The 12,479-nt window shown below is 73.7% G+C and carries 5 protein-coding genes and 1 pseudogene; 3 read left to right on the top strand and 3 right to left on the bottom strand.

What is annotated here, in order from left to right; all coding sequences use genetic code 11:
• Positions 1–3,258 (bottom strand): sensor histidine kinase (locus tag FRAQA3DRAFT_RS31635; protein WP_232291652.1); only part of this gene is annotated, 3,258 nt, incomplete at its 3' end.
• Between the two features lie 636 nt (positions 3,259–3,894).
• Here FRAQA3DRAFT_RS31635 and guaA point away from each other — a divergent pair.
• From guaA to pcrA, 3 genes are all read left to right on the top strand, one after another.
• Positions 3,895–5,439: a glutamine-hydrolyzing GMP synthase gene (gene guaA, locus FRAQA3DRAFT_RS17935; RefSeq protein WP_198287184.1), complete on the top strand. Its 1,545-nt coding sequence runs from the start codon at positions 3,895–3,897 to the stop codon at positions 5,437–5,439.
• A 361-nt stretch (positions 5,440–5,800) separates the two neighbouring features.
• Positions 5,801–6,979 (top strand): threonine/serine dehydratase, encoded by a 1,179-nt coding sequence (locus FRAQA3DRAFT_RS17930; protein WP_009740461.1) that lies wholly within the window; start codon positions 5,801–5,803, stop codon positions 6,977–6,979.
• A 189-nt stretch (positions 6,980–7,168) separates the two neighbouring features.
• Complete coding sequence (pcrA, locus tag FRAQA3DRAFT_RS17925) at positions 7,169–9,691, top strand: DNA helicase PcrA (RefSeq protein WP_009740460.1); 2,523 nt, start codon at positions 7,169–7,171, stop codon at positions 9,689–9,691.
• 324 nt (positions 9,692–10,015) lie between these two features.
• Here pcrA and FRAQA3DRAFT_RS38820 read toward each other — a convergent pair.
• Together FRAQA3DRAFT_RS38820 and FRAQA3DRAFT_RS17920 are read right to left on the bottom strand one after the other, a co-directional pair.
• Positions 10,016–10,549 (bottom strand): annotated as a pseudogene (locus FRAQA3DRAFT_RS38820) (esterase/lipase family protein); the annotation flags it as partial.
• A 176-nt stretch (positions 10,550–10,725) separates the two neighbouring features.
• Positions 10,726–12,231 carry a carboxyl transferase domain-containing protein gene (locus FRAQA3DRAFT_RS17920; protein WP_009740459.1) on the bottom strand — a complete coding sequence of 502 codons (1,506 nt, stop codon included), beginning with the start codon at positions 12,229–12,231 and terminating at the stop codon, positions 10,726–10,728.
• Positions 12,232–12,479: the final 248 nt, after the last annotated feature.

Below are 12,479 nucleotides of genomic sequence, written 5' to 3'. Positions count from 1 at the left end.
CTGGGCCGATGCCGCGTCGGCCGGCGTTCGGCGCTGGAACCACGCGGACACGGAGTCGAAGATCGGCGAGGTCTCGACGTCGTCGGTCTCCTGCTCGGCCGCGGCCTGCTCGCCGGTCATCTCGGCGGGCGCTGCCTTCGCGACGCGACCGGGGCCTGTCGGCGACTGCGGGCGAATCGGCGGCCGCAGGCCGGCAGGTGACTGTGGTCCGGCAGGTGACTGTGGTCCGGCAGGTGACTGTGGTCCGGTGCGGGGGCCGGTGGCAGCCTCGGGGCGCGGCCGCGTCTGTGGTTCGGGCCGGTCCTCCCCGCGGGCGAACACGTTGCCCGGGCGTGGGCCGGTCGCCTCGACCGGCGGCCGGGCGGTGTCGAGGTCGGCGCGGTCGCGGAGGTTCGGGCGGTCCCGGAGGGCCGGGTGCTCCCGGACGGGGAGCTTCGGCGCAGCCTCGGGCTGCTCGCCTGTCGCGGGCTCGGCGTCCGCGGGCCGGGGGCGGGTCGGCCAGCGGTTGTCCCCGAACGACACGGGACTCGTCACGTCCGGTGCGGGCTGCTCACGCCGGGCCGGACCGCGCCGGTCGATGGCCTCGGTGTCGGGCGCGACCCCGCCGGGAGCCATACCGCCGGGAGCCGTGCCGTCGGGCGGGGTGGCCGCGCGGCCGGGCAGGGCGTCGAGGTCGATCTCCTGGCTGTCGAACTCCCGCGGGTCGCGGTCGTCGTCGGCGGGGCCGGAGGGTGCCCGGTCCTGCGGTTCGGTGCCCGGGAACTGGGCCGCCCGCTGTCCGGTGCCGCTGTCAGCCCCGCGCGGTGCGGTCAGCGGCGTCGCCGCCGTGCCGCCGGTCTCGCTGTCGCGCTCGTGGCGGTCGTCCAGGTCGGGGGAGAACTCCTCCAGCCCGAAGTCACGCCGGTCGGCGGCGGGCATCGGTCCGGTGCGGTCGGAGCCGAGCTGTGCGGCCAGCGGGCCGGTCAGCGGAAACGGACCGGTGTTGGGGAAACGTCGAGGACCGCTGGAGTCGTCGAAGATGTTCTCCCGCGTCGCGGGCTCCGGTTCGGGTCGGTGCCCGTTGTTCATCCCGTTGCTCGAGCTGGTACCCGCCGGGGTCGGCGCGCCGTTCGCGCGGTCGGGCGCCACGCCGTTGCTCGGCCGCTCGGCGCGCTCCGGGGGCCGTCCGCCGTTGGCGGGCCCGCCGATCGCCGGCGCGGTCGCGGGCCGGCTGAGCGCCGGGGGACGCCCGGGCCCGGCGCCGGCGGCGCTGTCGCCGGTGACCAGCTTCGCGGGCAGCCGGACGACGGCGGTGATGCCGCCGGAGGCTGATTCACGCAGCTGGACGCGGATGCCGTGCCGGCCGGCCAGCCGACCGACGGCGAACAGACCCATCGTCCGTGACACCGACACGTCGACGACCGGGGGATTGGCCAGCCGCTCGTTGACCCGCTCGAGCTCCTTGGCCGGCATACCGATGCCCTGGTCCTCGATCTCGATCATCGCGCCGGCGCCGGGGCCGAGTGAATGGCTGGTCACCAGCACCTCGGTGACCGGCGGCGAGTAGGAGGTGGCGTTTTCCAGCAGCTCGGCGACCAGGTGGACGACGTCGCTGACACCGTTGCCGGCGATGGACACCGGCGCGGCCGAAGTCTGCTTCACCCGGGTGTACTGCTCCACCTCGGAGATGGCGGCCAGGACCACCTCGTTGAGCGGCACGGGGTGCGTCCAGCGGCGGGCGGTGTCCGTGCCGGCGAGGACCAGCAGGCTCTCGTTGTTCCGCCGCATTCGGGTGGCGAGGTGGTCCAGCTTGAACAGGTTGGACAGCTGGTCTGGGTCCTGCTCGCGGTTCTCCAGGTCGTCGATCAGGCGGAGCTGGCGTTCGACCAGCCCCTGGCTGCGCCGGGAGAGGTTCACGAACATCGCGTTGACGTTGTTTCGCAGCGACGCCTGCTCGGAGGCCAGCCGGATCGCCTCGCGGTGGACCTCGTCGAAGGCCCGGGCGACTTCACCGACCTCCTCATCGGTGTTGATACCGACCGGTTCGATCGAGTCGTCGATGTCCTGGTCGGTGGAGTCACGCAGGCGGCGGACGGCGTCCGGCAGCCGGCGGTCGGCGATGTCGAGCGCCGCGGTCCGCAGCGCCAGCAGCGGTCGAACCAGGGACCGCGCCACGATGAGCGCGGACAGCAGGGCGGCGGCGAGGATGAGCACGATGAGCAGACCACTCAGCAGCGCCCGGCGCTGGATGTCACCGCGCAGGGTGTCGACCCGGTCGTTGACGAGCCCGAGGAGTTTGTCCGTGGCGTCGGTGCTGGTGTCGATGGTCTCCTGGGTCGCCCGGTTCCACTTTTCCGACTCGACGACGGTCAGCGGCTGGCCGATGGGCGCGTCCAGAACCTCCTCGACGTAATTCTGGGTGTTGCGGATGTCGCCATTGTTTTCGGTGTCGATTGTCGGGCCGTAGATGGCCTGCTGGGCTGGTCCGGCGACGTTCTCGAGGTCGTCTCGCTCGCGTGACCGCTGGGTCTCGGCCGACAGGAACTCGCGATAGTCACCTTCGGTGAAGACCTGGTTGCTGCTGCGTGGAAGCAGGCCGTAGACGAGGGCCTGCTGCTGAGCGAGGAGTTCCGTCCCGGACATGAGGAAGTAGGCCGCATTGACGCCGTTGTCGAGTTGCTGGTCGTCATTTCCCTGCGGGATGAGCTGTACCAGGTTGATCAATGAGCTGATGATCGGTTGAAAGGCCGCCTGGACGGCTTTCGGGTCGACAACTCTTTGGATCGTCTGCCGCTTCGCGGGCAGCGAGTCCATCCTGACCTGGACGTCGTCGAGGGCCTGACGAACCTCGCTGCCGAAGGAACCGCGCCGTCCGTTGGCCACCGCCTTGTAGGCCTGGTAGGCATCGTTCACCGCCGCCTGGCGGGGTGGGATGGCGTTGGTGGTACGGGTACCAACCGGACCTTCTGCCACGGATCCGGTGCTGTAGGTCCGTTCTGTCTGCAGGGCATGGGCGAGCGTCGACGCGGACCGGCTGATCTCGGTGAGATCCGAGATCCGGTTCACGTCGCGGGTGCTGGTCAGCACCGTGCCGGCCTCGATCGACGAGTAGACCAGGATCGCGACGACCGGCACGGCCAGAATCGCGATCAGCTTGGTGCGGACCCGCCAGTTGGTGGGGTTGGTGGCGGCGCGACGAAGGCGCGCCAGACCAGACCCCGCCGGGTCCGGTGGCGCCGCGGAGCGATCGTCGCGCTGCCCGCCGTCTTCGGTGTCCACGGGCAAACCCGGCGCCGAGGTCGGCTCCGGATCTGCGGCGATGCCCGTGCTGCTGGCCATCGGTTGTCTGCGCACGTACCTTCGCAACCTCTCCGCCAGCCTCCCGGAACACGTCGTACCAGGATGGCTCGGTATCGGGCCCTGATGTCCCTTGCCAGGCACCATAGCGGTACGAAGTCGGCATCCGAAAGGCGCCTACCGTAAGCGCGTTGGTGGCCGCGTGCCGGTTGTGGCCACTGCGCGCGGAGTCACCGTCTGCGTAACCGTCACGAAGCCCGACAACGTACGCCCATCGTGACGTAGGGCTTGTCCCAGTGAGTGGCACTGAAGGTGCAAAGCAGGCATCTGCGACATCCACCGTTACGAGTCTTCGAGGGTGCCCGCGATCCACCGCCCGTTCGTGCGAACGGCACCCACGGGCGCCGGCCGGGCCCGTAGGGCCGCCCGAGCGGGCCCGGCCCACAGGTGCCGCAGGGTCCGTAGGCTTGCGGGGTGAGCGAGTTGCAGCGCAGCGATGCTGGTCACGATGCGAGACCGGGGGACGTCGGTCCGGCGGGGGGTACCCCGACCGCACCGGCGACCAGGCCCGGCACTCCCCCCGGCCCGGGTGCGGCGGGGCATCCCGGTTATGACACGGTGCTGGTGATCGATTTCGGCGCGCAGTACGCCCAGCTGATCGCCCGGCGGGTCCGGGAATGCCATGTGTACTCGGAGATCGTGCCGTGGGACATGCCCGTGGACGAGATCCTCGCCCGTAGACCGTCCGCACTGATCCTTTCCGGTGGGCCGAAGTCGGTGTACTCGCCGGGGGCGCCTCGGGTCGATCCCGCGTTGTTCGACACCGGGCTGCCCATTCTCGGTATCTGCTACGGCCACCAGGTGATGGCTCAGGCCCTGGCCGGCTCGGTCGCCCGGACTGGAACGGCAGAGTACGGAGCGACTCGCCTGTCGGTGGCCGAGCCCGGCGTCCTGTTCGACGGTCTGCCGATCGCCCAGCAGGTGTGGATGTCGCACGGCGACTCCGTGACCGCGGCCCCGCCGGGCTTCCGGGTGACGGCGTCCACCCCGTCGACCCCCGTCGCCGCCTTCGAGGATCCGGCCCGCCGCCTGTACGGCGTCCAGTTCCATCCGGAGGTCGTGCACAGCGAGCGCGGACTCGACGTGCTGCGGCACTTCCTGCTGGTGGGCGCCGGCTGCCGGCCGACCTGGACCATGGTCAACATCGTCGACGAGGCGGTCGCGGCGGTGCGCGCCCAGGTCGGCTCGGGGCGGCTGATCTGCGGACTGTCCGGCGGGGTGGACTCCGCGGTCGCCGCGGCGCTCGTGCACCGCGCTGTCGGTGATGCCCTGACCTGTGTGTTCGTGGACCACGGCCTGCTGCGGGCGGGTGAGGCCGAGCAGGTCGAGCGGGACTTCGTCGCGTCCACCGGCGTCGATCTCGTCCATGTGAAGGCGGCTGACCGGTTCGCCGCGGCGCTGGCCGGCGTGACCGACCCGGAGCGCAAGCGGAAGATCATTGGTCGGGAGTTCATCCGGGTCTTCGAGGAGTCGGCCCGGGAGCTGGAGGCCCGCGCCGAGGCCGAGGGCGCGACGATCGAGCACCTCGTGCAGGGGACGCTGTACCCCGACGTGATCGAGTCGGGTTCCCCGACTGCCGCGAAGATCAAGTCGCACCACAACGTCGGCGGACTGCCGGAAGATCTCCAGTTCGGCCTGGTCGAGCCGTTGCGCACCCTGTTCAAGGACGAGGTCCGCCGGCTTGGCGAGGAGCTCGGCCTGCCCGAGGAGATCGTCTGGCGCCAGCCGTTCCCCGGCCCGGGACTCGCCGTGCGCATCATCGGCGAGGTCACCCCCGAGCGGCTCGACGTGGTCCGGGCGGCCGACGCGGTGGTCCGCGACGAGATCCGCCGGGCCGGGCTGGACCGGGAGATCTGGCAGGTCTTCGCGGTACTGCTCGCGGACGTGCGCTCGGTCGGCGTGCAGGGCGACGAGCGTACCTACGGGCACCCGGTGGTCCTGCGCGCGGTCACCAGCGAGGACGCGATGACCGCAGACTGGGCGCGGCTGCCCTACGGCCTGCTCGAACGCATCTCCAACCGGATCGTCAACGAGGTGGGGCAGGTCAACCGGGTCGTCTACGACATCACCTCGAAGCCTCCGGGCACCATCGAGTGGGAGTAGGCCCGGCCGCCGCCGGGATGGGCCGGCCCGGCGGCCGTGACCGCCGCCGGGCGCCCGCCCCCGCGGCCCGGTCCTGGGCCCCGCCGGTGATCCCACTCGCCGGCGCCGGGCTGGGGCGGGCCGGGCTGGGGCGGGATTGGGTGGGGCGGGATTGGGTGAGGCGGGATGGAGCGGCCTCCGGTTTGACGTTCCGGCAAGTCCGGAGCACGCTGGGAACTGTGACCGTGCACCAGATGGCTATTACGTAGGCGCGCACCCGAGCTCCGGGTCCGCGCGCCACGCCCTTCCGCCTGCTCGGCGGGGGGCTTTTTTGTTGCCGCGGTCACGGCGAGGTGGCCGCCCAGCCACCGGGAGAGGCCTCATGACCGCACCAGCCGCAGACGACCAACCGCCGCCCGCGGGCGGGCCTCCGGGTGTCGACGCGGACCTCGATGGCGACGCGGACCTCGATGTCTCGGCCATCGAGGCGGCGGCGGGGGTGCTCGACGGCGTGGCGCGGCGGACCCGGGTCGTGCGCGATCCCGGCCTGTCGGCCGCGCTCGGCACGCCGGTGTGGCTCAAGTGTGAGCACGAGCAGCACACCGGCTCGTTCAAGCTGCGCGGCGCCTACCACCGGGTGGCGACCGCGGACCCGACGGCGCGGGCCCGGGGCGTCGTCGCGGCCAGTGCCGGCAACCACGCCCAGGGGGTGGCGTTCGCGGCGGCCGCCTTCGGCGCCCCGGCGACGATCTTCGTGCCGGCGGGGGCGAACCCCGTCAAGGTCGCCCGGACCCGCCGGTGGGGCGCGCGGGTCGAGGAGGTGCCCGGGGGGGTGGAGGCCGCCCTCGCCGCGGCGGCCGACTTCGCCGCCCGCGGCGGGCGCCTGCTCGTGCACCCCTTCGACGACCCGGCCGTGGTGGCCGGCCAGGGCACGATCGGACTCGAGCTGCTCGACCAGGTGCCGGACCTGAGCACAGTCCTCGTCGGCGTGGGCGGCGGCGGCCTGCTCGGCGGGGTGGCCGCGGCGCTGCGGGCGCGCCGGCCCGGTGCGCGGGTGATCGGCGTGCAGTCGGTGCTGGCGCCGGCCTTCGCCGCGTCGCTGCGGGCCGGGCGGCGGCTCACCGCCGTGGTGGGTGCGGACCTGCCCGGCGCCTCGGCCCGCGCCCGGGTCGTCCCGGTCATCCCCGGCAGCCGGCTGTCCGGGCGGCCGGCACTGCCCCGCCCGTCGGCGGCGCCGGCGCGGACGATCGCCGACGGCATGGCCGTGAGCGAACCGGGTGCGCTTACCTTCGCGCTCGCCACCAGGCTGGTGGATGAGGTGGTGACCGTGGACGAGGCCGCCTTCTGGGAGGCGATGGTGCTGCTGCGCCGGGCCGGCCTCGCCGTGGAGCCGGCCGGAGCCGCGCCGGTGGCGGCGCTGCTGCGCCACGGCGGCCTCGCCCAGGGGCCGACCGTGGCGATCCTGTCGGGGGGCAACATCGATCCCGGCGTGGCCAGCCGGGTCAAGTCGTTGGCGGCGGTTCCGGCGGAGGATGCCGGCGGCCTGCGGACCACGGCTTGAGGCGGCCCGCCGGGCGGCGGGCGGCCCGGGTGACCATAGGGTGGCGATACGTGGGTCGGTGACGTCGCGGCCGCGTGACGGTCCGAGATGGGCCGTCCCGCGGGGCCGCCGACGGTCCGTCCGGGGGCGGCGCGTCCCGGACGGACCGGGCTCCGACCAGTCCGGCGTCGAACGTACGATCGAGGTCTGATGAGCACTCTGTTCGGTGAGTCCCCCAGCGCCTTCGGCGAGTCGGCCGCGGGCGTCGGCGGCGGCGTGCCCTATGACCTGTTCGGCCCGGCGGTACTCGCCCCGCCGGCGGGCGGGGACGCGGGCGGTGGGGCACCCCGGCTCGACGCCGAGGGCCTGCTCGACGGGCTCAACCCGCAGCAGCGGGCCGCGGTGGTGCACATCGGCGCGCCGCTGCTGGTCGTGGCGGGCGCGGGCTCCGGCAAGACCCGGGTGCTGGCCCATCGCATCGCCTACCTGCTGGCGGCCCGCGGCGTCCGGCCCGGGGAGATCCTGGCCATCACGTTCACGAACAAGGCCGCGGCCGAGATGCGGGAGCGGGTCGGCGCGCTGGTCGGCCCGCGGGCGCGGGCGATGTGGGTCAGCACCTTCCACTCGGCCTGCGTACGCATCCTGCGGTCGGAGGCGAAGCGGCTCGGCTTCGGGTCCTCCTTCTCCATCTACGACGCCGCGGACGCGCAGCGGCTGATCACCCTGGTCACCCGGGATCTCGACCTCGACCCGAAGAGGCATCCCGCCCGCGGCCTGGCCGCGCAGATCAGCAACCTGAAGAACGAGCTGATCGACTGGGAGGCCGCCCGGGACCGGGCGACCAGCCACCAGGAGCGCACCGTCGCCGAGGTCTACGCCGCCTACCAGCAGCGGCTGGCCCAGGCCAACGCGCTCGACTTCGACGATCTGATCATGATGACGGTGAACCTGCTCCAGGCGTTCCCCGACGTCGCCGAGCACTACCGGCGCCGGTTTCGGCACGTGCTGGTGGACGAGTACCAGGACACCAACCACGCCCAGTACGTCCTCGTGCGGGAACTCGTCGGCCAGCCCACGCACGCCGATGCCGACGACCCGGGGGCGGGGGCGCCGGCGGACCCGCCGGTCTCGACCGCCACGTGGGCGTCCGGCGCCGTGCCGCCCGCGGAGCTCTGCGTCGTCGGTGACGCAGACCAGTCGATCTACGCTTTCCGCGGGGCGAACATCCGCAACATCGTGGAGTTCGAGGAGGACTTTCCCGACGCCGCGGTGATTCTGCTGGAGCAGAACTACCGTTCCACCCAGACCATCCTGTCCGCCGCGAACGCGGTGATCGCGCGCAACAACCAGCGCAAGGCGAAGCGGCTGTGGTCCGACGCCGGCGACGGGGAGAAGATCGTCGGTTTCGTCGCCGACAACGAGCACGACGAGGCCGCTTTCGTCGCCGAGGAGGTCGACCGGCTCACCGACGCGGGGCTGGCCCGGCCCGCGGACGTCGCGGTGTTCTACCGGACCAACGCGCAGAGCCGGGTCTTCGAGGAGATCTTCGTCCGGGTCGGGCTGCCCTACCGGGTCGTCGGCGGGGTGCGCTTCTACGAGCGCCGGGAGATCCGTGACCTGCTCGCCTACCTGCGGGTGCTGGTCAACCCGAACGACACGGTGAACCTGCGTCGCATCCTCAACGTGCCGCGGCGCGGCATCGGGGACCGGGCGGAGGCGGCGCTGGCCGGCTTCGCCGAGGTCGAGCGGATCGGTTTCGCCGCGGCGCTGGAGCGCGTCGGCGAGGTGCCGGGGATCGCCACCCGCTCGGCGAAGGCCGTGCGTGAGTTCGCCGCGTTGCTCACCGAGCTGCGCGCGATCGAGGCGGACGGACCGGTGGCCGTCGTCGAGGCGGTCCTGGAACGCACCGGCTACCTGTCCGAGCTCCTCGCGGAGGACACGATCGAGGCCCAGGGGCGGGTGGAGAACCTGCAGGAGCTGGTCGGTGTCGTCCAGGAGTTCACCGAGCGCAATCCGGAGGGCACCCTCGCCGAATTCCTCGAACAGGTCTCGCTGGTCGCAGACGCCGACCAGGTCCCCACCGACGACGGCTCCGACGGCGTCGTCACCCTCATGACCCTGCACAGCGCCAAGGGCCTGGAGTTCCCCGTCGTCTTCCTCACCGGTCTGGAGGACGGCGTCTTCCCGCATCTGCGGACCCTGGGCGACCCCACCCAGCTGGAGGAGGAGCGCCGGTTGGCCTACGTGGGGGTCACCCGGGCCCGCTCCCGGCTCTACCTGACCCGCTCGGTCGTCCGCAGTGCCTGGGGCCAGCCGGCGTACAACCCGCCGTCGAGGTTCCTCGGCGAGGTGCCCGACGCGCTGGTCGACTGGCGCCGACTCGTCGACGCGGCGCCGGAGCCGGCCGCCCGGCCCTGGGGCGGTTCCGGCGGGTTCGGGTCGGGCGAGTTCGGGTCGGGCGCGGCCGGGCAGGGCGGCGGGCGCTCGGGCGGCGGGGGCGCGTCGGCGCGCAAGCCGCTGCCGAACTCACCGTTCGCCGGGCGCGGCCGCCCGTCGGCGCGGCCCGTGCTGGAGCTGCGCCAGGGCGACCGGGTGACCCACGACAGCTTCGGCCTCGGCGTCGTCGTCGCCACCGGCGGGGTGGGGGATTCGGCCGAGGCGACGATCGACTTCGGCGCGGACGCCGGGACCAAGCGCCTGTTGCTGCGCTACGCCCCCGTCGAGAAGCTCTGACCGCTCCGGCGCCGCCGTCCCGGCCAGCCACCCGGCGACCCGGTGCGCCACCGCCCCGTTGAACGCCAGGGAGTGATGCCCGAGCCCGGGGACGGTGACGTTCACCGCGTCCAGATCCGGATGATCGAGCGCGGCCTGGGCCGGGCGGACCACCGTGTCCCGCCCGGCGGCGACGGCGACGAACCGCGTCCGGCACCCCGGTGCCGGCCCGCCGAGCTCGACCAGCAGCGGCGAGCCCGGCCGTAACTGGGCGAGCAGGGGATACGGCAGCGCCCGGGGCACCAGCTCGGCCAGCCGGGTGCCGCCGTGCGGGGTGGCGAGGGTGATCAGCGTGTCGACCTGCCGATCGCCGCCCATCCGCTGGACGTAGTAGCGGGCCACCAGGCCGCCCAGGGAGTGGGCGACGATGTGCACGCGGCCGCCGTCGCCGGCCGCGGCCGTGACGGCGTCGGCGAGCAGCCGGGCGCCGTCCTCGACAGTGGTGGTCCACAGGGGCAGCTCGACCGCCCGCACCCGGCGAAAGCCGCGCCGGCGCAGCTGACGGTGCAGCCGGACGAAGACCGAACGGTTGTCGACCAGACCGTGGACCAGCAGGATCGGTGTCCCGGCCGCGTCGGGCGCGCGGACCAGCAGGCCGCGTTGCAGCGGCGGCAGACCGTCGAGGGAATACGGCTCGTCGTCCCGGTCCGGCTGGCGGCGCAGCGCGCTCGCCGGGTAGAGGGCCAGGTGGGCGGCGATCCAGGCGGTCTCGACGGCGAGTCCGCGGGCGTTGTCTCCGGCGGCGCGCAGACCCGCGAGAAGCGCGAGGCGGGGACGCCTGGCCGTCGGCGTGACCGCTTGGCTGCCCGGTGCCGCCACTGCCACTGCCGGTGCCGCTGCGGGTGCGGGTGCCGGTGCTGCTGCCGGTGCCCGTCTGGGTGCTGGTGGTGCCGGCTCGCCGATGGCCGATCACCCTCCTTAGTCGCGCCGTCGCCCGGTGGGCTCGTGCGCGTTCGCCCCACCTCGCCGGGACCGGATCGAGAAACGCAGAGAGATTACAGACCGTTACGTAGTTCTGTCGACCATCGCTGGTGGCGCCGCTGCCGGCGCTGCACCGGGTCCTGCCAGAAGAGCTCGGCGAGCAGTCCCGCGGTCGCCTGCGCCACCTGGTCCGCGGCGGTCGCAGGCAGCAGGCAGTCGGCGAAACCGAGCCGGTGCAGATCCGTCGGGCGCAGCCCCGCCCTGTCCGCCGCCTGCTCGACCGGGATGCGCAGGGTCGTCGCGGCGCCCTCCGGGGAGAGCGCGGTGAAGTAGCTGTCCGGAGTCATGGCAACCACATCGGTGACCGCGGCGGCGAGAGCGCCGCCCGACCCGCCCTCGCCGAGCACGATCGACACGGTCGGGCAGGGGCAGGCCAGGACCGCTGCCATCGCGTCCCCGATCGCCGCGGCGATCCCGGCGGCCTCGGCGGGCGCGCCGCCGGCCGCGCCGGGGGTGTCGACGAGCGTCACCAGCCCGACGCCGAGCTTGCCCGCCAGTCGGGCGGCTCGGGCAAGCAGCCGGTATCCCGCCGGCCCTGGCGCGCTGCCGCGCCGGGCCCCGACCGCGGCGACCACCGCACGGATCCCGCCACCGCCGTCCGCCGCGGTCTCGGTGCCGAGCAGGGCACCGATCCGGGCACCGACCAACGGATCCGGCCCGATGAGATCGACACCGTCGGGCAGCAGCGCGCGCATCACCGTCGCACCGTCCGGGCGTTCACCGGTCCGGGCCGCCACCACCTGCTCCCAGCCGGAGCGGGCAGCCACCCCTTCGTAGCCCGCAGTCAGGTCGGCCCGTGCCGTCCGCGCCGCTGGCACCGCCGGCGCCGGCGACAGCGCCCGTGCCGCCGGCTCGGCCGGGCTCGGTGGGGTCAGCGCGCTCAGCGCCCGGCGCAGCCAGCCCGCGACGGCGTCGGGAGCGGGCGCGGCGTCGACCAGGCCGGCGGCGAAGGCGGACGCCGCAGTATGGCTGCCGGCGGGCGGCGGCGCCCCGGTCATCGCCGCGACCACGCGGGGGCCGGCGAAGCCGACCGTCGCCCCGGCCACCGCGCAGCGCACGTCGCAGCGCGAGCCGATGGTGACCCAGACCCCGCCGGTCGTCGGGTGGTCGGCGACGGCGACGTGACCGACCCCGGCCGCGTCGAGGGCCGCCAGGGCGAGGGCCGCGCGGGGCAGCCCGACGAGCCCGGCGACGCCTTCCTGCAGCCGGGTACCACCGCTGCGCAGGAACGACACCAGCGGACGGCGGCTCGCGACCGCCGCGGCGGCGGCCTCGGCGAAGCCGGCGGCGTCCGCCTCGCCGAAGCTGCCGCCGTGTACGGCGAAGTCCCAGACCGCCGCGACCGCCGGCACACCCGCGATCAGGCCGGCACCCCACCTAAGCGCCGGCCGTCCGTCGTAGTCCGGCCAGCCCAGACGGTTGACCGCGGGGGCGGTCGACGGCCTCAACGTGATACCGGCGAGCAGGTCCGCCCGCCAGTCGGCGGACGTCTGCCGCCCCGGTCGGCTGTCACTGTCCATGTCCGCATCTTGCGGCCGGCAGCGGCCGGATCGGTTGCCCGGGCGGAGGCGGTGTTGCAGGACACGCCGCATCGGGACGCTCGCCGGCGGCACCCGGGGCGATGCTCGGATGTCTCACGACGACGAAGGGAGGGGACATCTGTGACGTACCGTGCAGTCTGCTTCACGGCAGTCAGCGACATACCCTTTCGTTCACAGCCCCCTGAGTGGGTGGGTGCCCGCACCACACCCGCGAGATCAGTGGAGTG

The organism is Frankia sp. QA3 (assembly GCF_000262465.1).
Taxonomy (GTDB): Bacteria; Actinomycetota; Actinomycetes; order Frankiales; family Frankiaceae; genus Frankia.
This window is presented reverse-complemented; position numbering and strand designations above follow the sequence as displayed.